This is a genomic window from Pseudomonas sp. 2822-15 (genome assembly GCF_002742515.1).
In the GTDB taxonomy this organism is placed as follows: Bacteria; Pseudomonadota; Gammaproteobacteria; order Pseudomonadales; family Pseudomonadaceae; genus Aquipseudomonas; species Aquipseudomonas salomonii.
In genome coordinates, this window is the sequence record NZ_LJRY01000183.1 from 53,440 (window position 1) to 78,891 (window position 25,452).

Sequence of the window (25,452 nt, forward strand, 5' to 3'; positions counted from 1 at the left end):
TGTGGGAGCTGGCTTGCCTGCGAAGAGGCCCATCAAACCGCCACACTCACCTCCTGCCTATCGACCTCAACCAGCGTCTCAATCATCGCCTTCGCCGCCGGCGACAACCTCGACCCCGTGCGGCTGACAATCCCGCAGCGCGCGCTCATGGTCTCCATGTTCTGCGGCAGGTTGCGCCAGTGCAGCAGCACCAGCGAACCCTGTGCGATGTCCTCGGCAAAGGCTTCCTCGGTGCCCACACCGATGGCATTCGATTGCAGCACGATTTTTACCAGCGCCGGGAAGTGTTCAGTCTGAATGCTGGGTGAAAAATCCATGCGCCCACTCAGGTTCGCCAGCAGTTTGCGAATGCCCTGGGAGATCAGCGGCGAGGCCAGCGGGTAGTCGAACATGTCGTTGGTCGACAGGCTGTCCTTGGCCAGCAACGGGTGCCCTGGGCGGCAGAAAAACACGCCGCGCTTGGGCGTCAATGCGCGGGTCTGGAAGTTCGGGTCGGCCTCGAACTGGCGGATGTCGGCGATAAAAAATTCGATCTCTTCGCGGCTCAAGGCGCGGCTGAGTTTCTCCCAGTTATCCACCTGGAAACTGGTGCGGATTTTCGGGTGCGCGCCGATAAAACGCGCCACTGCGTCCGGCACCAGTTTTACCGCTGGCGCCGGGCCGCAACCGAAGCGCAGGTCGCCGGCGTCGAGCTTGGTCATGCGCGTAACTTCACTGCTCAGCAGCGCGGCGCCGTGCACCAGGGTCAAGGCATGTTGCAGCACCACCTGGCCCTCTGGCGTGGGGCGCAAGTCCTTGTGGCCACGGTCGACCAGCACGCAGCCGAACTCCTGTTCCAGCCCCTGGATGCTGCGGCTGAACGCCGGTTGGGTGATGCCCATGGCGTCGGCTGCGCGCACGAAACTGCGGTGTTCGTTGAGGGCGATGAAGTACCGAAGTTGGCGAAGATCCATATGCTTTCCCGGCATTTGAAAAATAGGTCGAAGGCATTTGCGACCGTGGGAGCTGAGGTTTTAAATGCAAGCTCTTATTCCGTCAACGAAGCATTGATTCATTTGCTAGATCTAAATTGCATATGAATAGAGCGTTGCAGGAAAGCATCCCATCATCAGCAGGCACATGAGGGTCATCACAATGAGCAACGCCGCATTAGCTGTTCAACCCGTCGCCCAGGCGCTCGACATCCACCCGGTGGCCGGCCGCATCGGCGCCGAGATCCGTGGCATCAAACTCTCCGGTGGCCTGGATGCCGCCACCGTCGAGGCCATCCAGCAAGCGCTGGTGCAGTACAAAGTGATCTTCTTCCGCGAGCAAACCCACCTCGATGACCAGAGCCAGGAAGCCTTCGCGCACCTGCTCGGCGAGCCGATCGCACACCCGACGGTGCCGGTGCGCGACGGCACGCGCTTCCTGTTGGAGCTGGACGGTGCCCGTGGCCAGCGCGCCAATTCCTGGCACACCGACGTGACCTTTGTTGATGCCTACCCGAAAGCCTCGATCCTGCGGTCGGTGCTGGCACCAACGTCTGGTGGCGACACGGTGTGGGCCAATACGGCCGCCGCCTACAACGACCTCAGCGCCGACCTGCGCGCACTCGCCGACAAGCTGTGGGCCGTGCACAGCAACGAGTACGACTACGCCGGGCGCAAGCCGGATGTGTCGCTGGAAAAGCTCGAGGAATACCGCAAAATTTTTACCTCCACCGTGTATGAAACCGAGCACCCAGTGGTGCGTGTACACCCGGTCAGCGGCGAAAAAACCTTGCTGCTGGGCCACTTCGTCAAACGCCTCAAAGGCTATTCACAGACCGAATCAGCGCAGCTGTTCAACCTGCTGCAAGGCCACGTCACCCGCCTGGAAAACACCGTGCGCTGGCGCTGGAACACCGGCGACGTGGCGATCTGGGACAACCGCGCGACTCAGCATTACGCGGTGGACGATTACGGCACCCAGGAGCGCATCGTGCGTCGGGTGACGCTCAAGGGCGATGTGCCGGTGGGTGTGCAAGGGCAGCGCAGCCAGACCACCAAAGGTCTCTAAACCGGTTGGAGATTAAACAATGTGGGAGCTGGCTTGCCTGCGATAGCATCGCCTCGGTGTGACTGATACACCGAGGTGTCTGCATCGCAGCGGTGCGACGATTCGACAAGCCAGCTCCCACATTAGTTTTTTGTGTGTTTACCAGACGCCGATTTTTACCACCTTTTCCGCTTCCGGCTCACCGTACCGGAACCATTGGCCACGCGAATCAACCTCCGCATGACTGATGGTCGTACGCCGCTTCAACCCACGCAGCCATTCGAACAAATACCCCAAGTGCGTCTCGCGCACCGCCGCATAGGCCGGGTCGGCGCCCAGGTCGTGTAACTCCTGCGGGTCATTCTGCAGGTCAAACAACTGTGGACGAAAACCGTCATAGGCCAGGTATTTCCAACGCTCACTGCGCACCATGGTCATGCGGCAACGGTCGATGGGCTGCGCCAAACGCTCGCGCGCCGGGGCCTGGAAGGCATAGTCGTATTCAGCGATGGCGTAATTGCGCCAGCTGATCGGTTCGCCGTGCAGCAGCGGGATCAGCGAGCGGCCTTCCAGGCGATGGTCTGCGGCAGGCAAGCCCAGGGCATCGAGGAACGTTGGCAGGGCGTCGATGGTTTCCACCAGGCGCTCATCCACCGTGCCACGGCTGATATCGGCACTGGCACGCGGGTCGCGCACGATCAGCGGAATGCCCACCGCAGGCTCCAGCAGAAACTCTTTTTCGCCCAGGAAGTGGTCACCGAGGAAGTCGCCATGGTCGCTGGTGAACACGATCAGCGTGTCGTCCCAGCGGCCGTTGCTTTGCAGAACATCGAACAGCCGCCCGAGTTGATCATCGACTTGTTTGATCAGGCCCATGTAGGTCGGGATCACCGTGAGCCGCACTTCATCGCGGGAAAAATTCACGCTTTCCTGATGCTGACGAAAAGCCTGGTAAACCGGATGATCGCTGGTGTGCGCAGGCTGAATCGGCGCCTGGATATGCGCGGCGCCATACAGCGCGTGATACGGCGCCGGGGCAATGTAGGGCCAGTGCGGCTTGATGTATGACAGGTGCAAACACCACGGCTGCTCGCCTTGTTCAGCGATAAAGTCGATGGCGCGGTCGGTGGTGTAGACGGTCTCCGAATGCTGCTCGGTTACCCGCGACGGCAGCCCGGCGTTGCGCATATGCCAGCCGCTGAGTACCTCACCGTTTTCACCGGCGGCGGCGTTGGCCCATTCATGCCAAGGGTTGGTGCCGTCGTAGCCGTGCTCGCGCAGGTACTGGGTGTAGGGCGCGGACTCGCGTTTTTCCGCGAACAGCGGGCTGTCGGGGTAGATGCCGTCATGGCGTAGATACGCGTCGAAACCCACCTCATTGAAGGGCTCCGCCTGCGGGCTTTCAGGGTCGATATTCAGGCGCTGCAAGGCCTCCAGGTTTGGCGTGGCGTGGGTCTTGCCCACCAGCGCGGTGCGGATGCCATGGGGGCGCAGGTAGTCGCCGATGGTCAGCTCTTCCAAGGGCAGCGGCACCGCGTTCCAGGCCACCTGATGGCTGCTGACATAGCGCCCGGTGTACGCCGACATCCGCGACGGCCCGCAAATGGTGCCCTGGGTGTAGGCGCGGCTGAAGCGCACGCCGGCAGCGGCGAGGCGGTCGATATTTGGCGTTTGCAAATGCGCGTGGCCGTAGCACGACAGGTAATCGCGGCGCAGTTGATCGCACATGATGTAGAGCACATTGCGCACGGGGTTGGGTTGGGACATGGGGCTTCACCGGACAGAGGAAAGGTGAAGGTTTTCGCTGTTCGGGTGGTGGGCTGGCAAGTGCATTTGAGGACTGGGTTTTATGCAGGGAATGCATGGGTGTTGCTTCTGGCGCCTTCGCGAGCAAGCCAGCTCCCACAGGGGAATGCGTTTCAAGTATGGGAGCTGCCTTGTCCGGCGAAAGATCTGATATGAACAGCCAGTTCTGCCAGCCCATTATCGTCTGCCCGGGCTGCGTCATGGGAGGAGATATAGCCTTCATAACGCTCAAAATACTTGTCCAGGTTCGAGCTGATTTTTTTGAAGGCGCTGTTTTCCCCGGTTCCGTGCATTGGGAATAATTTGGCGTGCAGGTGATCGACGCCATAACCCTCCAGAATCATTCCCGTTCTCGCCACACCTTCCAGCGCTTGGTCCAAAAGATTCGCAGTTTTTTTGGCCGCGATGACCAAGTCGCAAAGCACTCTGTCGGACTCGGCAAACGCATAGCTGCCGTGATGGGCTTTGGGTATAACGACACTGAACCCCGGTGTGTTGGGAAATATGGAGAGAAACGCCATGTGGGTCTGATCTTCCCATAGGAGATGAGTGGGAGCAGCCCCGCGGGCAATGCTGCAGAAAATACAGTCCATTAAACACCTGCCTGATTGTCATCAAAATAGTGGGTGCTATATCCCAAAGGCCACTGGGCGGCATCCCACTCAATATAATGCGATCGTTGTTCGCCGAAGAGATTGGACGCGATGGACGTTATTATTCCGGAGGCCATAAGCGCAGCAATATTGAAATTTAACGGGCCAAAGCTCGGCATGATTGACTGAGGGAGTCTCAGCCAGGGTGTGGTGCTATTCGGGCTGAGCGTCGAATACCGTCTTTCAGCTTGAGGAATTACTCGGTATTTAGTGATTAAAAAGGATATGAATGAGTTGTTAGGTGTTTATTTATTCTTTATTAATTTTTTGTTGCTGGCATGGATTCTATATTTTTTGAGGCTTTTGCTTGGGGGGGAAATCGAGCTCGATTGTTCCGTTTAAACCGCAATATTTTCCAACGCGTAAGCATCCTCGTCTGTCTCATCGATCTGCTTGATCTGCTCAATCATCGCCTCTGCCAACGGCGACAACCGATACCCCGCCCGACTGACAATCCCGTAGCGCGTATAGCGCTCTTCCAAGTCCTCAGCCAGCCCATCAATCTTCAAGCACACCAACTCACTCCGGGCCATGTGCAGCACATCGCTGTTGGCGCTGACGATGCCGATCGCATCCGAACGCAACACCACACCCATCAGGCTGTAGCCGTTTTCACACTCCACATTGGGCAGGTAATCCGGCCGGCCGCTGAGGTCGACGATGACTTTGCGCAGGTTCGGCGGGCGAATCGTCACCGCCAGCGGGTAGCTCATCAGCTCGGCGGCGCTGACGCTTTCGCGCTCGGCCAGCGGGTGCCCGGCGCGGCAGCAGAAGTACCAGCGCCGCGCGCGCAGGCGGTGGGTGTGGTAGTCCGGGTTGGCTTCGAAGTGGCGGGTGTCGGCGACGAAAAACTCGAACTCTTCGCTGAGCAGACGCTTGCTCAAACTTTGCCAGTCATCCACCTGGAACTGCACGCGGGCCTTGGGGTAGCGCCCGATAAAACTGCCGATGGCACGCGGGATCAACCCGGCAGCGGGCGCCGGGCCGCAGCCGAAGCGCAGTTCACCGGCTTCCAGGCCATTGAACTGGCTGATCTCGTTGGCCAGCGCCTGCGCGCCACTGACCAGGCGCCGTGCATGTTCGAGCAACACCTGGCCTTGCTTGGTCGGCGCCAGGTCTTTGCGGCCACGGTCTACCAGTTGGCAACCGGCACTGTGTTCCAGCGCCTGGATGCTGCGACTGAACGCCGACTGCGACAGGTTCACGGCCAGCGCCGCCGCGACAAAACTGCGTTGTTCGGCTAGGGCAATGAAGTGGCGAAGTTGGCGTAAGTCGATATGCATTTTTCACATCAAAAATATCCGGGAAATGCATTGGCTATGCATTAGGTCGACTCCTTATAAAGGCTATCTCTTATGCAGTAAATGTTCGATAAAACATAAATAAATAACCTTTTGGAATATCTGTTGATGGATATTTCCGGGTTTCGGAGCCGCTTATGAGTCTGTTGAAGTCCTTGCCCCTGGCCATGTTGGTGGCCGGCAGCACCAGTTGGTCGCCGACCCAGGCCGCCGAAACGCCTGCGCCTGCCGGTAAGGGCGAAAACGCCAGCGGCCAGCTTGAGACCGTCACTGTGACCGCCCGGCGGCGCACCGAAAGCGCCCAGGCAGTGCCCACGCCCATGAGCGTCATCGGCGGCCAGGCGCTGGAGAGCCAGCGGGTCTACCGCATTCAGGACTTGCAGCAACTGGTGCCCAGCGTCAACGTCGCTTACATGCATGCGCGCCAGTCCAGCGTGTCGATTCGCGGGTTGGGCAACAACCCGGCCAGCGACGGCCTGGAAGGCAGCGTGGGGCTGTATATCGACAACGTGTACCTTGGGCGGCCGGGCATGGCGGTGTTCGACTTGATGGACATCGAGCAGCTTGAAGTTTTGCGCGGGCCGCAAGGCACCTTGTTCGGCAAGAACACCACGGCGGGCGTGATCAATATCAGCACGCGCGCGCCGAGTTTTACGCCGGAGCGCAGCATTGAAACCTCGTTGGGCGAGGACGGTTATTTCCAGACCAAGGGCACGATTTCCGGCCCGCTCACCGACGAGTTGGCGGGGCGTTTTTCCGCCTATCGCACACGCAGCGATGGCGACATCAAGAACGAATACGACGGCCATGACCTTAACGGCGGCTCACGCCAGGGCTTTCGCGGGCAGTTGCTGTACAAGCCCAGCGACACCTTCAACCTGCGCTGGATCGGCGACTACAACGAAGAAGACTCCAGCGCCGGCACCCGCGTGCTGTACAGCACCGGGCCGACCATCAATGGCACCAACCTCTACCAATCCCGCGCGGCCGCCGCAGGCGCGACATTGGTGGACGGCACCCATCGCAAGGTCAATCTGGACAGCGACCAGCATGTCACCGTGTTCCAGGGCGGCACTTCATTGGAGGCCAACTGGACGTTGCCGAGTGACTTCATCCTGACCTCGGTCAGCGCCTATCGCTGGTGGAATTTCACCCCGCGCAATGACGACGGCCTCAACGTGCCGGCGTCGTATAACGCCGGTGTGTCGGTGGAAGATAAGCAGTGGTCCCAGGAATTCCGCCTGGCGTCACCTACCGGTGGTTTCTTCGACTATGTGCTGGGCGCCTACTACTTCGGCAACTCGCTGGATAACAAATCCTTCGCCTATTACGGGCCCAAGGCGGATATCTGGAATGGCACGCCAACCGGCGCCTTGAATGATGTGAGCACCGTCGGCAACGGGCATATTCGCACCGACAGCTTTGCCCTGTTCGCCCAGGGCACCTGGCACCTCACCGAGCGCCTGGATTTCACCGCCGGTGTGCGCGGCACTTACGAAGAAAAAAGCGCCTGGGTCAGCCGCAATGCGCCCGTGGGTGGCGCTGCGGTCACCGGCGCCGCTGCCACGGCGCGGCGTGGGCGCACCGGCGCGTATGACTCCGGCGATCTCAACCAGTACAGTGCCACGCCGTCGGGGTTGCTCAACCTGAGCTATCACTTCAACGACAACCTGCTTGGCTACGCCACGTTGTCCCATGGCGAGAAGTCCGGCGGGGTCAATTTGGTGGTGGGCTCTGCGCCGACGGCCGGGGCGGATTCGCTGCTGGTGGGCACCGAGCGCGCCAACAACGCCGAGTTGGGGTTTAAAAGCACGCTGTGGGACCGCCGCCTGCAACTCAATGCCAACCTGTTCTGGACCCAGGTCAACGGCTACCAGACCAACGCCTACGACCAGGAAAACCGCGTGCAATACCTGACCAACGCAGGTTCCGTGCGCTCGCGCGGCGTGGAAGTGGAAAGCACGCTGGTGCCGATCCGGGGCCTGACGTTGAATATCAATGGCTCGTTCAACGATGTGAGTTACCTGTCTTACAAAGATGCGCCGTGCCCACCGGAAGTCAGCTTGCGCCCGGGTGCGCCGGCCTCCTGCGACCTGAGCGGCCACCAAGTGGTGGGCGCGTCCAAGTGGATCGCCAACGCCAACGGCGAGTACAAGTGGAACCTGGATAACGGCTTCGAACCCTACGTGACCGCCAGCTACGCATTTCGCTCCAAAGCGGTGGGCACGGTGGAGGATTCCGACTATGGGCAGATTCCGGCCTACGCGGTGGTCAACCTCTCTACCGGCCTGCGCGGCAACTACCAGCAAGGGCAGTGGGATGTGTCGTTGTGGCTGAAAAACGCCTTCGACAAAACCTACTACACCACCCTGTGGACCGGCGGCAACGGCGGCTACGAAGGCTTGCTGGGCACGCCGCGCACCCTAGGCGTGACGGGCCGCTACGACTTCTGAGCCAGTGCGGTAGGTGGCCGGGCTGAACACCCGCGTCACCGCCAGCATCGCCAGCACCGTGACCGTCAGCACCACCCAGGCGCTGACAAAGTTGCCGGTGAGTTCGCGCAGCCAGCCGGTCAGCCAGGGTGAAACCGCGTTGATCAAAAAGCCCACGCCCTGCACGAAGGCCGCCAGTTGCCCGGCTTGGCGTGGGTCGCGGTGGTGGTCGAGGGTCAGCAGCAGGCTCAGGGCGAAACACGCGCCCAGACCAAAACCGCACAAGGCTACCCACAGGTGCGGGTACTCCAGCGGTGCGAGGATCAGGCCGAGGTAGCCGACAGTCTGTGCCAACAGGCTGATGCCGAGCAGCGGGCGACGGTCGATACCGCGCTGAGCCAGCACCGGCATCAGCAGCGCGGCGATCACCTGGAAAATGGTCATGAACGCCAGCAACGAACCGCTGGGCAACACGCCCCAGCCGAGTTGCTGATAGTAGGCCGGCAGCCACGCCACCATGCTCATGTAGCCGCAATTCACCAGCCCGAAATACAACGCCAGCAGCCAGGCCCGACGATTGCGCAGCCCCTTGAATGGCGGCGCGATTTGCAGGTTTCTCGCCGCGCCCAACGGCAGCCAGGCCCACAGCAGCAATGCCCCCAGCGCAGGTAACAGCCAAACGCCAAGCCCCGCCTGCCATTGCTGAAAATGCGTAGCCACCAGCGGGCTGAGCAACGCCGCCAGGCCACCGCCCGCCATCAACGAGGCCGAGTACACACCCATCGCCACCGGCACGCGGTGATGAAATTCGCGCTTGATCATCGCCGGCACCAACGCCTGGATCAACGCCACACCGGCGCCGCCCAGCAACGCGGTAACCAGCAGCGCCGACGCCTGGCCCATCAACCAGCGCGCCAGGCAGGCCAGCAGAATCATCATCAGGCCCAATGCGATGCCGCGTCGTTCGCCCAGGCGCGCTTCCACGCGCACACCGACCAGCGCCACCAGGCCCATGCACACCACCGGCAGGCTGGTGAGCAGGGCGCTGCTTTGGAAACTCAGGCCGGTGGCTTGGCGGATCTCGCCGAGCAAGGGGCTGATAGAGCTGAGGATGGGGCGCAGGTTCAGGCCCAGTACGACCAAAAGGCCCCAGCCGGCGAGTTTTCCCGCGAATGAATGGTTGAGCGTCATGCACGGCCTGTCGTCTGCGCAAAAGAGGCGTGAAGTATGCCCAGCCGCCAGAGTATTCTGAAATTAAATATAACCATGCCAATCAGTGGCAAACGCAATGGTGACGAGCATGTTTGATCCTGTGTTATTGCGCAGTTTTGTCGCCGTGGTGGATTGCGGCAATTTCACCCGCGCCGCCGAGCGCCTGCACTTGACCCAATCCACCGTCAGCCAGCAGATCCGCCGTCTGGAAGACACGGTGGCGTGCCAGTTGCTCGACCGTGACCAGCGCCGCGTGGTGGCCACGGCGGAGGGCGAGCGTTTGCTGGCCTACGCGCGGCGCATCCTCGCGTTGCATGAAGAAGCCGCCGATGTGTTGATCAACCAGCAAAGCGACGGGGTACTGCGCCTGGGTGTGCCGGAGGACTTTGCCGCCGAGCGCCTGATGCCGCTGCTGTCGGCCTTCGTGGTGGCCTATCCGCGGGTGCGTCTTGAGGTGACCAGCGGCCTGGGCCCCGAGTTGCAGCGCCAATACCGTGCCGGCGAGTTCGACGTGTTGCTGGTCAAGCAGATGGGCGACAGCGAGGACTGCGTGGCCTCGTGGCCGGAACCCTTGTGCTGGGTCGACAGCCGCGACATGCCGTCCCTGGGGCGCGACCCGCTGCCCCTGGTGGCGTTTCCGGTAGGCGGTTTGTACCGCAATGAAATGCTCCACCACCTGGAAGTCGGCGGCTGCCGTTGGCGTATCGGCTATTCCAGCGCCAGTTTGGCCAGCGTGTGTTCGGCGGTGGCGGCGGGGCTGGGCATCAGCTTGTTGCCACGGCGGGTGGTGCAGCCTGGGCATGTGGTGCTCGGCGATGACAGTGGTCTGCCGATGGTGCAGGGCGTGCGCCTGGCGCTGTATGGCCGCAGTGGGTTGGGGGCAGCGGGGCAAACGTTGCAGCGGCAATTGCTCGATTTATGCGCCAACGATCCATCTTGAAGCGTTCGACGTATGTTTTTTTGTGGCGAGCGGGCTTGCCCCGCGTTGGGCTGCGTAGCAGACCCAAAACCTGCCAACACGCTATGCCTGGCGCGCCGCGTTTTGCCTTAGAGGGGCCGCTGCGCAGCCCAGCGCGGGGCAAGCCCGCTCGCCACAATCCATGCGTTTACTGAATATTTTTTATGCCTTTAAAGCATTCAAAAACAACCCCTTCGCCACAGGCCACGGCCAACGTGGCCTTGGCGTTTCAGGATGTTTGTTTATTCAATTTAGATCTATGTATAACTTTAAAGATTACTTTAAGAGATAAGCGTCTAGCCCCGATGATTCAGCCCTCGACGGCCGCGTTGGCAGGCCTGTCGGTTTTTTGTGTGAAAACCGTAGGGAGTGAATCAATGGGCAATGTCCAGACCGCCGCCAGTGCACCCGAGGCGCAGTGGCGCCAGGCACCGGGTGGTGAGTTGGTCGACCTTGGCCGGCCGCACCGCGCGCCGTTGGGGCAATCGCGTTTGCAGAAAACCCCTAAGCGTTTTTCGAGCCGTCGCGAAGGGATTTTGCTCGGGTTGCTGGTGCTGGCCCTGCACGGCGCGGTGATCTATTGGGTGAGCCAGAAGCCCACGCCGGTGCTGCCGATTGTGCCGCCGGAAATCCCGCCGATGACCATCGAATTTTCCCGGCCCGCGCCGCCGGTGGTGGAGCCGCCTGCGCCTGTACCGCCACCACCGCCGCCACCTGTGGTTGAGCCACCGCCGCCGGTTATCGATGAGTTGGCCGCCAAGCCTGCACCGCCAAAACCTGTTCCAAAACCCAAACCAAAGCCGGTACCGAAACCAGCACCCAAGCCCGTGCCGAAAGCGGTCGAGCAACCGCCCGCGCCACCGATACCCGCGCCTCCGGCGCCCGCACCACCACCGTCGCCGCCACCTGCACCGGTGACACCGGCTTCGGCCAACGCTGCGTACCTGAAGAACCCGGCGCCGGAGTACCCGTCACTGGCCCAACGCCGTGGCTGGGAAGGCACGGTGTTGTTGCGCGTGCATGTGTTGGCCAGCGGCAAGCCGGGCGAGATTCAGGTCCAGAAAAGCAGCGGTCGCCAGCAACTCGACGACGCCGCACTGGCCGCCGTGAAGCGCTGGAGCTTCGTGCCGGCCAAGCAGGGCGATGTGGCTCAGGACGGCTGGGTCAGCGTCCCGATCGATTTCAAGATTCACTAACTATTCGGCAGCGGTGTGTTGGACACGCCGCCACCTGCACAGAGGGGAAACATCATGGCATTAGCATCTCCACTTGAATCCATCGAAAGCGCGGTGATCTGGCTGCTGGTGGTTTTTTCGGTCGCCACCTGGGGCCTGGCGTTGTTGAAGGGCGTGCAGTTCGGGCGCCTCAAGGCGCAGGATCGCAAGTTTCACAAACAGTTCTGGGCGGCGTCGAGCCTCGATGGCGCCGCCGAATTGGCCGAAACCCAGCCCGGCGCCGCTGCCCGTGTGGCCCAGGCCGGTTATGCCGCGATCCAGGTCGGTGATGCCCCGCACGCGGCAGACTTGAGCCAGGCCATCAATCACCAGGACCGCCTTGAACGCGCCTTGCGCCAGCAGATTGTGCGTGAGCGCCGCTCTCTGGAAACCGGCCTGGCCGTGGTTGCCAGTATCGGCAGCACCTCGCCGTTTATCGGCCTGTTCGGCACCGTGTGGGGCATCATGGAAGCCCTCAAGGGCATCAGCGCTGCCGGCTCGGCCAGCCTGGAAACCGTGGCCGGCCCGATTGGTGCAGCCCTGGTCGCCACCGGTGTCGGTATCGCCGTCGCCGTGCCGGCGGTGCTGGTCTACAACTACTTCCTGCGTCGCCTGAAGCTCACGGCGGCGGACCTGGATGACTTCGCCCACGATTTCTACAGCCTGGCGCAGAAGAATGCCTTCCGTGTGCTGCTGCACCCGAGCTTGAGCAAAGCCACGGCCGGCAACCCGCAAAAAGTGAAGGAGGCATCCTGATATGGCCTTCTCCACGCAAGACAGTGATGAGGTGCTGAGCGAGATCAACGTGACGCCGCTGGTGGACGTGATGCTGGTGCTGCTGGTGGTGTTTATCGTCACCGCGCCGTTGTTGACCAATTCGATCCCGATCAACCTGCCCAAGACCCAGGCCGTAGCCCCGGTGGAACAGAAAGACCCGCTGGTGGTGAGCATCGACGGTGCCGGCAAATTGTTTATCAACAAGGACGAAATCCAGCCCGACCTGCTGGAATTCAACCTGCAGGCGGCCAAGGCCAAAGACCCGGAAGTGCGGGTGCAGCTGCAGGCCGATGATGGTGTGAATTACGGCGAAGTGGCGCGAGCCATGGCGTCTATCGAGCGCGCAGGCATTACCAAGCTGTCGGTGATTACTGCACGTTAAGTTTCAAAAGCCTCGACAATTTTTTGGCCGTCTCCTTGGCAGGGTGCGGCCTTTTTTTTGCCTGCAATTTAAGCTCTGACACGAGTCTCGATGTGCAACAGGGTCCAGCTCCCACATTTTTAAGTATCGTGCGATTGATATTTTGGTTATTAATAAATAGCTTCTTATTCCTTAACGAATATAACCCTCGTCCCTATACTGACCAGCAACGTTAAACGCTGCAGGAGGGCACACCCATGCACAGCGAGTCGATTCGTTATCTGATCGTGCCGGGCTGGCAAGGATCGCCAGAAGATCATTGGCAAAGTCATTGGCAGAACAGCCTGCCCAACAGTGCGCGCGTAGAGCAGGCCGATTGGCTTACTCCCCGTCGCGAAGATTGGGTAGCTGCACTGGCCGAGGCCATCGCCGCCGACAGCACGCCGGTGATTCTCATTGCCCATAGCCTGGGTTGCATCACCGTGGCCCACTGGGCCGCGACGGCGCCGGTGAATTTTCTGCGGCAGGTGCGCGGCGCCTTGCTGGTGGCGCCGGCCGATGTCGAACGCCCAGCCTGTGCCCCCGCCCTGCGTAACTTTGCACCGATTCCCACGCACCTGCTGCCGTTTCCCAGCCAAGTGGTCAGCTCCGACAATGACAGCGCCGTCAGCGCCACCCGCGCCTTGGAGCTGGCCCGCAACTGGGGCGCCGAGGCCGGCATTTTGTCCGGTGCCGGGCATATCAACGTGAAGTCCGGTCACCAACGCTGGGAACAGGGTTTCGCCTACCTCTATCGCTTGCAAAACCGCCTTGAGCATCACGCCCGGCGCCGTGCATAAATTTTTTCAACGCCCCGTCCCTGAGCGGATTTGGGGCGGGAGCCTGCCATGAGTCATGACACCTTTGGCCAGCCGTTGCTGACCTTTCCCGATGCTGAAAAAAGCCCGCTGAGTATCCGCGCCAAGGCGCTGGTGTTTGTCGACCCGCGTTCACGTCAGCTGCGTGAAGAGCTGGAAAGCCTCGCGCCGCGTGCATTGCCGGTGTTGATTCGCGGCGAGACCGGCAGTGGTAAAGAGCTGCTCGCGCGGCATATTCACCGGGGCAGCGATCGCACGGGTTTGTTTGTGTCGGTCAATTGCGGTGCCATCAGCCCCACCTACGCCGACGCCGAATTGTTCGGTTATGCCGCCGGCAGCCACAGCGGCGCGGCCAGCAGCCGCGCCGGCTGGTTTGGCTCGGCCAATGGCGGCACCCTGTACCTGGACGAGATCGGCGACTTGCCGCTGCCGATCCAGGTGAAATTGCTCGCCGCCCTGGAAAACCATGAAGTCACCCGTGTCGGCGCTCATCAGCCTAGCCCGGTGGATGTGCGCCTGGTCGCCGCCACCAGCATCGACTTGGCCCAGGCCGTGGCCGCCGGCAAGTTTCATGAACGCCTGTTCCATTACCTGAGCGAAGGCCAACTCGACCTGCCGGCCCTGCGCGAGCGGGTGGGCGACATTTTGTCCCTGGCGGAATATTTCCTCGGCATCTACAGCCAGCGCCTGGACTTGCCGGTGCCGCTGATCAGTGATGCCGCCCAGCGTGTGCTCGAGCATCACAGCTGGCCGGGCAATACCCGCGAGCTGGAAAACGTTATTCACTTTGCGCTGTTGGTAAGCAGTGGCGATGAGATTTTGCCCGAGCATTTGAACCTGCCCGCCGCCGGTTCGCCGTTGGAACAACTGCGGCGGATCTTCGCGAGTGCCAGCGCCGCCGAACAGCAAACCTTGCTCAGCTTTCTAAATGAACAGCCGCAACATGAGCAAAATGGAATATCAACGTGAATAAAAGATATTGTTCGGGAATAAAAAATATAGGTATTGTCCACCCCACGCCGCGATAGCACTTCGCTGGCACACCATAAAAACGGTCGTCAGAGACGCCCCGGAATTTCGATAAGGACACTGCATGAAAAAGGTTCTGTTGTTTACCGCACTGGCGGCTGCCCTGACTGCAAGCTTCGCCCAGGCCAACGAGAAACTGGTGGTAGCGGCTACCCCGATCCCGCACGCGGAGATCCTTGAGTTGGTCAAGCCGACCCTGGCTAAAGAAGGCGTGGATCTGGAAATCAAAGTCTTCACTGACTACGTACAGCCCAACACCCAGGTTGCCGAGAAACGTCTGGACGCCAACTACTTCCAGACCCTGCCGTACCTGGAAAACTTCAACAAGGGCAAGGGCACCAACCTGGTCACCGTGATTGGTGTGCACGTTGAGCCCATCGGCGGTTACTCGAAAAAGGTCAAGAATATTTCTGAACTCAAAGATGGCGCCACCGTGGCCATCCCGAATGAAGGCTCCAACGCCGGCCGTGCCCTGTTGCTGCTGCAAAAGAACGGTCTGATTACGCTCAAAGACCCGACCAATGCACTGGCTACGCCGAAAGACATCGCCAGCAACCCGAAAAACCTGAAATTCAAAGAGCTGGAATCGGCGCTGCTGCCACGCGTGCTGGACCAGGTTGACCTGGACGTGATCAACACCAACTACGCCCTGGAAGCCGGCCTGAACCCAGCCAAGGACGCACTGATCATCGAAGACGCCAAGTCGCCGTACGTGAACTTCCTGGTGGCCCGCCCGGACAACAAGGACAGCGATGCGATCCAGAAACTGGCCAAAGCCCTGACCAGCCCGGAAGTCAAAGCCTTTATCGAGAAGAAGTACAACGGCGCGGTAGTGCCTGCGTTCTGATGTAAATAAAACCCCCTTCAAGGTTTGAACGCCGACGGCTACTGCAGCGTCGGCGTTTTTTTGATCGTTCCCACGCTCCGCGTGGGAATGCCTCCTGTGACGCTCCGCGTCACGAGCGGACGCAGAGCGTCCCGCGCTGCATTACCACGCAGAGCGTGGGAACGATCAGGGCAGTGGCTCAGAGCTCGCGGCTATTGATCGCCCGCCGCAACGCCACCAGCCACTTCACCAACTCCTGCGGATCAATCGGTTTCGCTTCGTTCATCAGTCATTCCCTCGAAACACAGACCCAGCAACCATAGCCGTCACCCACCAAACCCGCGAATCCGCCGGTTATCTTTTTGGGTGATATCAATATGCTATTTCGGTATTTAAATTTTACTTTTTATGCCTTTAAAGTTCGCGCTACCCGACGTTACCCTCGTCGGAACGGACAGCGCCCGCCGCATTACCCCTGCGGCGTCATGGACTCAAGATGACCTTCGATTTTGCTTTTATCCTCAGCACCTTGCCGGCGTTTCTAAAAGCTGTGGGGGTCACACTGCAAGTGGGCTTGATCGCCATTGCCACCTCGTTGCTGGTGGCGGTGATCAACGCGGCGCTGCTGGTATTTCGCACGCCCTACCTGTCACGCCTGGTGGCGCTGTATGTGGAGCTGGCGCGTAACACGCCGCTGCTGATCCAGCTGTTCTTCGTGTACTTCGCACTGCCGGCCCTGGGTTTCAATATCTCCGGGTTCTGGGCGGCGATCATCACCATGACCTTCCTCGGCGGCGCCTACCTCACCGAAGTGCTGCGCGCCGGGGTGGAAGCGGTGCCGTTGGCGCAGATCGAGTCGGGCAAGTCCATCGGCCTGTCGGACTGGCAACTGCTGCGCCATGTGATCCTGCCCCAGGCCGGCATCCTCAGCCTGCCGGCGCTGTTCGCCAATTTCATCTTTTTGCTCAAAGAGACCACCGTGGTGTCCGCGGTGGCGGTGCCGGAGATTCTCTACACCACCAAGAGCTACATCGCGCTCTACTACAAGACCTACGAAATGCTCGCCGTGCTGACGCTGATCTGCGTGCTGCTATTCTTGCCGCTGTCGCTGTTGCTCAGCCGCCTGGAAAGGAGGCTCCAGCATGGCCAGTTCGGGTCTTGAGTTGTTGTGGGTGTCGCTGCCGCAACTGGGCAGGGGCGCGGCGCAAACCCTGTCGATTTCTTTTTTGAGCATCGCCTTCAGCACGGTCGGCGGCGTGTTGTATGGCGTGCTGCGCACCTTGAATAACAAGGTGATCAACGCGGTGCTGCGGGTGTACCTGGAGCTGTTTCGCGCGATCCCGGTGCTGGTGTGGTTGTACCTGCTGTTTTTCGGGCTGCCGATTTTCTTTGGCCTGAGCATTCCAAGCTTCTGGTGCGCGGTGCTGGTGCTGTCGCTCTGGGGCGCCAGCGAGGTCGGCGAGGTGGTACGCGGCGCGCTGCATTCGCTGCCACGTGGCCAGCGCGAGGCGGGGCTGTCGATTGGTTTATCCGACCCGCAACTGTACGGCTACGTATTGCTGCCCCAGGCCCTGAAACGCATGACGCCGCCGACCATCAACGTCTACACGCGGATCATCAAGACCAGCTCCCTGGCGGTGCTGATCGGCGTGGTGGATGTGATCAAGGTCGGCCAGCAAATCATCGAACGCACCTACGAGTCGGTACTGATCTACGGCGTGCTGTTCCTGTTTTTCTTTTTTATCTGCTACCCGTTGTCGGCCGCCTCCAAGGTGCTGGAACGGCGTTGGGCCAACGCATGAGCGCATTGATCGAGTTCCAGGGTTTCAACAAATTTTTCGGCGAGACGCAGGTGCTCAAGGGCATCGACTTGAGCGTGCAGAGCGGCGAAGTGGTGGTGATCCTCGGCCCCAGCGGCTGCGGCAAAAGCACCTTGCTGCGCTGCCTTAATGGGCTGGAAGTTGCCCACAGCGGCAGCCTGCGATTTGCCGGCAAGGAACTATTGGACAAAAACACCGACTGGCGCCAGGTGCGCCAGGACTTGGGCATGGTGTTCCAGAGCTACCACCTGTTCCCGCACATGAGCGTGCTCGACAACATCCTGCTCGGCCCGCTGAAAGTGCAAAAACGCGACCCGCGTGAAGCCCGTGAGCAAGCAGAGAAACTGCTGGCGCGCGTGGGGCTCGCCGACAAACGCGATGCCTTCCCGCGCCAGCTGTCCGGCGGCCAGCAGCAACGCATCGCCATCGTCCGTTCGCTGTGCATGAACCCGCAGGTCATGCTGTTTGATGAAGTCACCGCCGCCCTCGACCCGGAGATGGTCAAGGAAGTGCTGGAAGTGATCCAGGGCCTGGCCCGCGATGGCATGACCCTGTTGATCGTCACCCACGAAATGGCCTTCGCCCGCGCCGTCGCTGACCGCGTGGTGTTCATGGAGGCCGGTCGCATCCTCGAACACAACACCCCCGAGGCATTCTTTACGAACCCGCAAACCGCACGCGCGCAGCAGTTCCTCGAGAAGTTCTCCTTTGTTTCAACACTGCCCAAGAAAACCAAGGAATTGGAGCTGATATGAAAAAACTACTGCTGCCACTGTTTGCCGTTGCCTTACTGGCCGGCTGCGATAAAAAAGCCGAAGAGCCTGCCAAACCCGTCGCGGCTGCCAGCTACATCGACAAGATCAAAGCGCGGGACAAGCTGATCGTCGGCGTGTTTACCGACAAGCCACCCTTTGGTTTCGTCAACGAAGCGGGCCGTTATGTGGGGTTTGATACCGACATCGGCCGCCAATTCGCCAAGGACCTGCTGGGCGATGAAAACAAGGTTGAGTTCGTTGCGGTGGAACCGGCCAGCCGTATTCCGTTCCTGCAAAGCGACAAGGTCGACCTGATCCTCGCCAACATGACCGTGACGCCGGAGCGCAAGGAAGCGGTGGACTTCACCAACCCCAACCTCAAAGTTGCGGTACAGGCGCTGGTGCCGAATGACAGCGCGGTGAAAAGCCTGGATGACCTGGCGACCCGCACTACCATCGTCACCACCGGCACCACCGCCGATATCTGGCTGACCAAGAACCACCCGGACTGGAAACTGCTCAAGTTCGAGAAAAACTCCGAGTCACTGCAAGCCCTGTCGGCCGGCCGTGGCGATGCCTACGCGCAAGACAACCTGGTGCTGTTCAGCTGGGCCAAGCAGAACCCTGGCTACCGCGTGCTGGAAGAGAAACTCGGTGATGAAGCGCCGATTGCGCCGGCGGTGAAGAAGGGCAACATCGAACTGCGCGACTGGGTAAACGCGGAGCTGGCGAAGTTGGGCGAGGAGAAGTTTTTGCTCAAGCTGTATGACCAGTATGTGCGTAAAGAGCTGAGCGATGACACCAAGCCTGAGAGTGTGATTGTTGAAGGCGGTAAGTGGCAGGGCTGATGATCGTTCCCACGCTCTGCGTGATGATCGTTCCCACGCAGAGCGTGGGAACGATCTTTATCTCTACTCAGGCCAATGCCAAGCCGGCGCATCCAGAACCCCCTGGCCCACAATCTGAGTCTGCCCCAGAACCTTCTCCAGCACGATACAATTGCATTCTTCATCCTGCTGCAACGCCGCAATCAAGCGGCTGGCATGGGACACCACCCACACCTGGCACTGCTTCGAGGCCTGGATAATCAAACGCGCCAACGCCGGCAATAAATCCGGGTGCAGGCTGGTTTCCGGCTCGTTCAGCACCATCATGGTCGGCGGCCGTGGCGTCAGCAGCGCCGCGATCAGCAGCAGGTAGCGCAACGTGCCGTCTGACAATTCCGCTGCCGACAATGGCCGCAGCAAACCTTCCTGATAAAACTCAATCGCAAAACGCCCACCTTGCAACGGCTCGATATTCAGCCGTGCGCCGGGGAACGCGTCACTGACGGCGCGCCGCAACGCTTCGGGGTCGCCGATTTCGCGGATGGTCTGCAATGCCGCCGCCAAATCGCGACCGTCGTGATGCAACACTGGCGTGCGCGTGCCCAGTTGCGGCTGGCGCACGGGGGCGTCCACATCGCTGCGAAAATGATCATAAAAACGCCAGCCACGGATGCTTTCGCGCAGCAGCAACACCTCCGGCGAGCTGCGCAGGCTGCCGACCTGATCGAACAGGCTGTGATAGTTGGGCGTGTGCTGGGCCAGTACGTCCCAGGCGCGGCCGTCACGGGCGCGCACCATCGGCCCGGAGCGCTGCACCAGCAGGCTGGCCGGGCGGTAGATGTGCCCGGCCCAGATGCATTCCTTTTTCACTTCCGGGTCCAGGGAGAAATACGACGAGGTTTTTTCCGGCAGCCCCAAGGAAATCGCGTAGCTGAAATCCTCTCCGGCAAACCCCAGGCGCAAGCGCCTGACGCCTTGGCGCACGACAGGCTCCACCGCCACCTCACCGCTGCGCATGCTTCGGCTGATGGTTTCCGGCCCGGCCCAGAAGGTCGAATCCAGCCCGCCTTCACGGGCCAGCGCGTTGATCACTCCGCCCTGGGCGGTTTCGGCCAGCAAGCGCAAAGCGCGGTACAGGTTGGACTTGCCGCTGCCATTGGGGCCGGTGACCAGGTTCAACCGGCCCAGCGGCACCACCAATTTATTGATCGAGCGGTAGTTGGCCACCGCGAGGGTTTTGAGCATGTGTATTTAGTCGGCGTGGGAACCCTTGGAGTATGGGATGCTCCATGCAGATAAGGAACCCTGATCTAAGCTCACAGTCGCATACTCACTGTCACATCGCGTCACGCAAAAGGAGCCTGCATGGGCGGTCGTATTTACACCTGTATTTTCGGACTTGGCCTGCTGACGCTGCTGAGCGGCTGTGGCCAGGAAAAGGCCGAACCCAAGGAACATTCGCGGGTGTTTGTGCAGGCCGTGCAGCCCGCGGATTTTGCCGCCGCCGTGACCCTGACCGGCGATATCCAGGCTCGCGTGCAAACCGACTTGTCCTTTCGCGTGGGTGGCAAAATCATCCAGCGCATGGTCGACGTGGGCGACCGCGTAACCGCCAGGCAAGTGCTGGCCAAGCTCGACCCCAAGGATTTGCAGACCAACGTCGACTCCGCCCAGGCCCAGGTCGTGGCCGAGCAGGCGCGGGTCAAGCAGACCGCTGCGGCCTTTGTGCGCCAGGAAAAGCTCTTGCCCAAGGGGTACACCAGTCGCAGCGAATACGATGCCGCTCAAGCCGCGCTACGTAGCAGCCAAAGTGCCCTGTCCGCTGCCCAGGCGCAGTTGGCCAATGCCCGCGAACAACTCGGCTACACCGCGCTGGTCGCTGATGCCCCAGGCGTGATCACGGCGCGCCAGGCTGAAGTCGGCCAGGTGGTGCAGGCCACCGTGCCGATTTTCAGCCTGGCCACCGATGGCGAGCGCGATGCCGTGTTCAACGTTTATGAATCCTTGCTGGTGGAGCCGCCGCCCGATGCGCCGATCACCGTGAGCCTGCTGGATAACCCGAGCATCAAGGCCGTGGGTAAAGTTCGCGAAGTCACGCCCGCCGTGGCGGCCAATACCGGCACCGTGCAAGTGAAAATTGCCCTGCAATCGCTGCCTAAAGGCATGCAGTTGGGCTCAGTGGTCAGCGCCACGGCCAATGGCCCGGCCAAGGCCAGTGTGGAACTGCCGTGGTCGGCGCTGACCAAAGACCTCAACGAACCCGCCGTGTGGCTGATTGACGGCGACGGCAAGGCGCAACTGCACAAAGTCACGGTAGCGCGCTACTTGACCGGCAAAGTGATTATTGGCGACGGCCTTAAAGGCGGCGAAAAAGTCGTGGTGGCCGGCGGGCAGTTGCTGCACCCCGGCATGTTGGTCGAGATCGCCCAGCAAGGAGTCCAGCCATGAAGCGCCTGACGGCATTGCTTGCCGCCAGCCTGTTGCTGGTCGCCTGCTCCAAAGAGGAAACGCCGCCCGAGCCCGTACGCCCGGTGCTGTCCATGGAAGTGAAAGCTGAAGATCAGGAAAACCTCGGCCGTTTCGCCGGCACCATCCAGGCCCGCTACGAAAGCAACCTGGGTTTCCGCGTGCCCGGCCGTATCGCCCGCCGTGCCGTGGATGTCGGCGCCGAAGTGGAGAAGGGCGCCTTGCTCGCCGTGCTTGACCCCACCGACCAGCAGAACCAGTTGCGCGCCGCCCAAGGCGACCTGGCCCGCGTGCAGGCGCAGTTCATCAATGCCCAGGCCAACGCCCGGCGCCAGCAGGAACTGTTCAATCGCGGCGTCGGTGCCCAGGCCCAGCTGGATGTGGCCCAGACCGACCTGAAAACTACCCGGGCGACCCTTGACCAAGCCAAAGCCTCGGTCAACCAGGCTAAAGACCAACTCAACTACGCCGAACTGCGTACCGACCACGCCGGGATCGTCACCGCCTGGAATGCCGAGGCCGGCCAAGTGGTCAGCGCCGGCCAGCAAGTGGTCACGCTGGCGCGCCCGGACATCAAGGAAGCGGTGATCGACCTGCCCGCCGGGCTCGCCGAGCGCCTGCCGCCGGACGTGGTATTCCTGGTCGCCGGGCAGCTCGACCCGAGCGTCAACACCACCGCCATCGTGCGCGAGATCGAACCCCAGGCCCAAAGCGCCACACGCACCCGCCGCGCGCGCCTGACCCTGGCCGAAACGCCACCTGCGTTTCGCCTTGGCACGGCCATCAGCGTGACCTTGAGCAGCGCCATCGCACCGCGTATCGAAGTGCCGTTGACCGCCTTGCAGGAAGTCGACGGCAAGTCCCGCATCTGGCTACTCGACACTCAAAGCCAGACCGTGCAGCCACGTGACATCACGGTGATCAGCCGCGATGCCAACAGCGCCTTGCTCAACGGCGGCGTCAAACCCGGCGAACGCATCGTCACCGCTGGCGTGAACAGCCTGAAACCCGGGCAAAAAGTCAAAATCGACGAGGACAGCCCGCGATGAAAGGGAGCTTCAACTTATCCGACTGGGCCCTCAAGCATCAGTCCTTCGTCTGGTACCTGATGTTCGTCGCGCTGCTGATGGGCGTGTTCTCCTACATGAACCTGGGCCGCGAGGAAGACCCGTCGTTCACCATCAAGACCATGGTGATCCAGACCCGCTGGCCGGGCGCGACCCAGGAAGAAACCCTCAAGCAAGTCACTGACCGTATCGAGAAAAAACTCGAAGAACTCGACTCCCTCGACTACGTGAAAAGCTACACGCGGCCGGGTGAATCCACAGTATTCGTGTTCCTCAAGGACACCACCAGCGCCAAGGCCATCCCGGAGATCTGGTACCAGGTGCGCAAGAAGATCGACGATATTCGCGGCACCTTCCCCCAGGGTTTGCAGGGGCCGTCATTCAACGATGAGTTCGGTGACGTGTTCGGCTCGGTCTACGCCTTCACCGGCGACGGCCTGTCGATGCGCCAACTGCGCGACTATGTAGAGCAAGTGCGCGCCGAGATCCGTTCGGTGCCGGGGCTGGGCAAGGTCGAGATGATCGGCCAGCAGGACGAAGTGATTTACCTGAACTTCTCCACGCGCAAACTCGCGGCGCTGGGCATTGATCAGCGCCAAGTGGTGCAAAGCCTGCAATCACAGAACGCCGTGACCCCCGCCGGGGTGATCGAGGCCGGGCCGGAGCGGATTTCCGTGCGTACGTCCGGGCAATTCGCTTCGGAAAAAGACCTGGCCAACGTCAACCTGCGGCTCAATGACCGCTTCTATCGGCTGGCGGACATTGCCGATATCAGCCGTGGCTACGTCGACCCGGCGCGGCCGATGTTCCGCTTCAATGGCAAGCCGGCGATCGGCTTGGCCATTGCCATGCAGAAGGGCGGCAATATCCAGTCGTTCGGCAAGGCGCTGCACACGCGCATGGACGAACTGACCGCCGACTTGCCGGTAGGCGTCGGCGTGCATAAGGTTTCCGACCAGGCCGAAGTGGTGGAAGAAGCCGTCGGCGGCTTTACCAGCGCTTTGTTTGAAGCGGTGATCATCGTGTTGGTGGTGAGCTTTATCAGCCTCGGCATGCGTGCCGGCCTGGTGGTGGCGTGCTCGATTCCACTGGTGCTGGCGCTGGTGTTCGTGTTCATGGAATACAGCGGCATCACCATGCAGCGCGTGTCATTGGGCGCCTTGATTATTGCCCTCGGCCTGTTGGTGGACGATGCGATGATCACCGTGGAGATGATGATCACGCGCCTGGAAAAAGGCGAAACCAAGGAGCAGGCGGCGACTTACGCCTACACCTCCACAGCCTTCCCGATGCTCACCGGTACGCTGGTGACCGTCGCCGGTTTCGTGCCGATTGGCCTCAACGCCAGTTCGGCGGGTGAGTACACCTTTACCCTGTTCGCAGTAATTGCCGTGGCGATGTTGGTGTCGTGGGTGGTGGCGGTGCTGTTTGCGCCGGTGATCGGCGTGCATATCCTCAGCGCCAACGTGAAACCGCACGACGCTGAGCCTGGGCGCATCGGCCGCGCCTTCAATGGCGGCATGCTCTGGGCCATGCGCAACCGCTGGTGGGCCATCGGCATTACCGTGGGCCTGTTTGTGGCCTCGGTGTTCTCCATGCAGTTTGTGCAGAACCAGTTTTTCCCGTCCTCGGACCGCCCGGAAATCCTCGTCGACCTCAACCTGCCGCAAAACGCCTCGATCAACGAAACGCGCAAGGCCGTCGACCGCCTCGAAGCGATCATCAAGGACGACCCGGACATTGCGCGCTGGAGCACCTACATTGGCCAGGGCGCGATTCGTTTCTACCTGCCCCTCGACCAGCAACTGGAAAACCCCTACTACGCGCAGCTGGTCATCGTGAGCAAGGGCCTGGAAGAGCGCGGCGCCTTGATTGCGCGCCTGCAAAAACGCCTGCGCGATGATTTTGTCGGCATCGGCAGTTATGTGCAGCCGCTGGAAATGGGCCCGCCGGTGGGGCGGCCGATTCAGTATCGCGTGTCGGGTAAAGACATCGACCAGGTGCGCAAACACGCTATCGAACTGGCAACGTTGCTGGATCAAAACACCCACCTGGGCGAGATCATCTACGACTGGAACGAGCCGGGTAAAGTGCTGCGCGTGGACATTGCCCAGGACAAGGCGCGCCAACTCGGGCTGTCGTCGGAAGACGTGGCGCAGTTGATGAACAGCGTGGTCAGCGGCGCCTCGGTGACCCAGGTACATGACGATATCTATCTGATCAATGTGGTCGGCCGCGCCGAGGATGCCGAGCGTGGCACCCCGGAAACCTTGCAGAACCTGCAGATCGTCACACCCAATGGCACCTCGATTCCGCTGCTGGCCTTCGCCACCGTGCGTTATGAGCTGGAGCAGCCGCTGGTGTGGCGTCGCGACCGCAAGCCGACGATCACCATCAAGGCCTCGGTGCGTGACGAGATGCAGCCCACGGACCTGGTGAAGCAGCTGGCGCCGACCATCGATAAATTCAGCGCCGGGTTGCCGGTGGGTTACAAGGTGGCCACCGGCGGCACCGTCGAAGAAAGCGGCAAGGCCCAAGGCCCGATCGCCAAGGTGGTGCCGCTGATGCTGTTCCTGATGGCGACCTTCCTTATGATCCAGCTGCACAGCGTGCAGAAGATGTTCCTGGTGGCCAGTGTCGCGCCGCTGGGCCTTATCGGCGTGGTGCTGGCGCTGATTCCCACCGGCACGCCCATGGGCTTTGTGGCGATCCTCGGGATTCTGGCGCTGATCGGCATCATCATCCGCAACTCGGTGATTCTGGTGACGCAGATCCACGAATATGAAGTGGCCGGTTACACACCGTGGGACGCGGTGGTGGAAGCCACCGAGCACCGGCGCCGGCCGATCCTGCTCACTGCCGCGGCGGCCAGCCTGGGCATGATCCCGATTGCGCGTGAAGTGTTCTGGGGGCCGATGGCCTACGCGATGATTGGCGGGATCATCATTGCGACCTTGCTGACGCTGCTGTTTTTGCCGGCGCTGTACGTGGCTTGGTACAAGATTCGCGAGCCGAAAAAAGAACAAGCCTGACCATCGGAGTCTTCCTGCAAGGATGTGGGAAGGTTCTTTG

22 protein-coding genes are annotated in these 25,452 nt (G+C 61.1%); 16 read left to right on the forward strand and 6 right to left on the reverse strand.

Annotation, left to right across the window (positions count from 1 at the left end; all coding sequences use genetic code 11):
* Positions 1-32: 32 nt before the first annotated feature.
* Complete coding sequence (locus AOA59_RS12375) at positions 33-953, reverse strand: LysR family transcriptional regulator (protein WP_017136706.1); 921 nt, start codon at positions 951-953, stop codon at positions 33-35.
* Between the two features lie 181 nt (positions 954-1,134).
* On the opposite strand from AOA59_RS12375, the gene AOA59_RS12380 reads away from it, so the two are divergent.
* A complete protein-coding gene (locus tag AOA59_RS12380) occupies positions 1,135-2,040 on the forward strand; it encodes a TauD/TfdA family dioxygenase (protein ID WP_099487603.1) in 906 nt (301 codons plus the stop codon).
* A 138-nt stretch (positions 2,041-2,178) separates the two neighbouring features.
* On the opposite strand, the gene AOA59_RS12385 is transcribed toward AOA59_RS12380, so the two are convergent.
* The 3 genes from AOA59_RS12385 to AOA59_RS12395 form a co-directional block, all read right to left on the reverse strand.
* Positions 2,179-3,786, reverse strand: coding sequence for an alkaline phosphatase family protein (locus AOA59_RS12385; RefSeq protein WP_099487605.1), 1,608 nt, complete (start codon positions 3,784-3,786; stop codon positions 2,179-2,181).
* 152 nt (positions 3,787-3,938) lie between these two features.
* A complete protein-coding gene (locus tag AOA59_RS12390) occupies positions 3,939-4,418 on the reverse strand; it encodes an HIT family protein (protein ID WP_099487606.1) in 480 nt (159 codons plus the stop codon).
* Positions 4,419-4,816: 398 nt separating this feature from the next.
* Positions 4,817-5,761: a LysR family transcriptional regulator gene (locus tag AOA59_RS12395; RefSeq protein WP_099487607.1), complete on the reverse strand. Its 945-nt coding sequence runs from the start codon at positions 5,759-5,761 to the stop codon at positions 4,817-4,819.
* A 155-nt stretch (positions 5,762-5,916) separates the two neighbouring features.
* Between AOA59_RS12395 and AOA59_RS12400 the strand changes: the two genes are divergently transcribed.
* Entirely contained in the window at positions 5,917-8,232 is a 2,316-nt protein-coding gene (locus tag AOA59_RS12400) for a TonB-dependent receptor (protein WP_099487609.1), read from the forward strand.
* On the opposite strand, the gene AOA59_RS12405 is transcribed toward AOA59_RS12400, so the two are convergent.
* Positions 8,203-9,402: a CynX/NimT family MFS transporter gene (locus AOA59_RS12405; RefSeq protein WP_099487611.1), complete on the reverse strand. Its 1,200-nt coding sequence runs from the start codon at positions 9,400-9,402 to the stop codon at positions 8,203-8,205. The two genes, AOA59_RS12400 and AOA59_RS12405, sit on opposite strands and share 30 nt — an antisense overlap.
* Before the next feature lie 109 nt (positions 9,403-9,511).
* On the opposite strand from AOA59_RS12405, the gene AOA59_RS12410 reads away from it, so the two are divergent.
* From AOA59_RS12410 to AOA59_RS12465, 11 genes are all read left to right on the forward strand, one after another.
* The gene (locus tag AOA59_RS12410; RefSeq protein WP_099487613.1) at positions 9,512-10,363 is read left to right on the forward strand and encodes a LysR family transcriptional regulator; all 852 of its coding nucleotides are present in this window, start codon (positions 9,512-9,514) and stop codon (positions 10,361-10,363) included.
* Positions 10,364-10,758: 395 nt separating this feature from the next.
* Complete coding sequence (locus AOA59_RS12420; RefSeq protein WP_099487615.1) at positions 10,759-11,577, forward strand: energy transducer TonB; 819 nt, start codon at positions 10,759-10,761, stop codon at positions 11,575-11,577.
* Between the two features lie 54 nt (positions 11,578-11,631).
* On the forward strand, positions 11,632-12,351 hold the full coding sequence (locus tag AOA59_RS12425) for a MotA/TolQ/ExbB proton channel family protein (RefSeq protein ID WP_371919067.1): 720 nt from the start codon (positions 11,632-11,634) through the stop codon (positions 12,349-12,351).
* Between the two features lies 1 nt (position 12,352).
* Positions 12,353-12,754 (forward strand): biopolymer transporter ExbD, encoded by a 402-nt coding sequence (locus tag AOA59_RS12430; protein ID WP_017136714.1) that lies wholly within the window; start codon positions 12,353-12,355, stop codon positions 12,752-12,754.
* Positions 12,755-12,990: 236 nt separating this feature from the next.
* A complete protein-coding gene (locus AOA59_RS12435) occupies positions 12,991-13,572 on the forward strand; it encodes an alpha/beta hydrolase (protein WP_065930873.1) in 582 nt (193 codons plus the stop codon).
* Between the two features lie 48 nt (positions 13,573-13,620).
* Positions 13,621-14,559, forward strand: coding sequence for a sigma 54-interacting transcriptional regulator (locus tag AOA59_RS12440; RefSeq protein WP_069786395.1), 939 nt, complete (start codon positions 13,621-13,623; stop codon positions 14,557-14,559).
* A gap of 124 nt (positions 14,560-14,683) precedes the next feature.
* Positions 14,684-15,466 (forward strand): MetQ/NlpA family ABC transporter substrate-binding protein, encoded by a 783-nt coding sequence (locus AOA59_RS12445; RefSeq protein WP_099487617.1) that lies wholly within the window; start codon positions 14,684-14,686, stop codon positions 15,464-15,466.
* A 475-nt stretch (positions 15,467-15,941) separates the two neighbouring features.
* Positions 15,942-16,607, forward strand: coding sequence for an amino acid ABC transporter permease (locus AOA59_RS12450; protein ID WP_058422589.1), 666 nt, complete (start codon positions 15,942-15,944; stop codon positions 16,605-16,607).
* On the forward strand, positions 16,588-17,247 hold the full coding sequence (locus tag AOA59_RS12455) for an amino acid ABC transporter permease (RefSeq protein WP_099487619.1): 660 nt from the start codon (positions 16,588-16,590) through the stop codon (positions 17,245-17,247). Before AOA59_RS12450 ends, AOA59_RS12455 begins: the two co-directional genes overlap by 20 nt.
* Complete coding sequence (locus tag AOA59_RS12460; protein ID WP_099487621.1) at positions 17,244-18,020, forward strand: amino acid ABC transporter ATP-binding protein; 777 nt, start codon at positions 17,244-17,246, stop codon at positions 18,018-18,020. Before AOA59_RS12455 ends, AOA59_RS12460 begins: the two co-directional genes overlap by 4 nt.
* Positions 18,017-18,868, forward strand: a complete 852-nt coding sequence (locus tag AOA59_RS12465; RefSeq protein ID WP_056858162.1) for a transporter substrate-binding domain-containing protein — start codon at positions 18,017-18,019, stop codon at positions 18,866-18,868. Before AOA59_RS12460 ends, AOA59_RS12465 begins: the two co-directional genes overlap by 4 nt.
* A 63-nt stretch (positions 18,869-18,931) precedes the next feature.
* On the opposite strand, the gene AOA59_RS12470 is transcribed toward AOA59_RS12465, so the two are convergent.
* Positions 18,932-20,092: an AAA family ATPase gene (locus tag AOA59_RS12470; protein WP_099487623.1), complete on the reverse strand. Its 1,161-nt coding sequence runs from the start codon at positions 20,090-20,092 to the stop codon at positions 18,932-18,934.
* A 120-nt stretch (positions 20,093-20,212) separates the two neighbouring features.
* On the opposite strand from AOA59_RS12470, the gene AOA59_RS12475 reads away from it, so the two are divergent.
* The 3 genes from AOA59_RS12475 to AOA59_RS12485 are packed head-to-tail and all read left to right on the forward strand — an operon-like array spanning position 20,213 to position 25,412.
* Positions 20,213-21,295, forward strand: a complete 1,083-nt coding sequence (locus tag AOA59_RS12475) for an efflux RND transporter periplasmic adaptor subunit (protein WP_099487625.1) — start codon at positions 20,213-20,215, stop codon at positions 21,293-21,295.
* Positions 21,292-22,362 (forward strand): efflux RND transporter periplasmic adaptor subunit, encoded by a 1,071-nt coding sequence (locus AOA59_RS12480; RefSeq protein WP_099487627.1) that lies wholly within the window; start codon positions 21,292-21,294, stop codon positions 22,360-22,362. The genes AOA59_RS12475 and AOA59_RS12480 overlap by 4 nt, the downstream gene beginning before the upstream one ends.
* Positions 22,359-25,412 (forward strand): efflux RND transporter permease subunit, encoded by a 3,054-nt coding sequence (locus AOA59_RS12485; RefSeq protein ID WP_065930866.1) that lies wholly within the window; start codon positions 22,359-22,361, stop codon positions 25,410-25,412. Before AOA59_RS12480 ends, AOA59_RS12485 begins: the two co-directional genes overlap by 4 nt.
* The last annotated feature ends 40 nt before the right edge of the window (positions 25,413-25,452 follow it).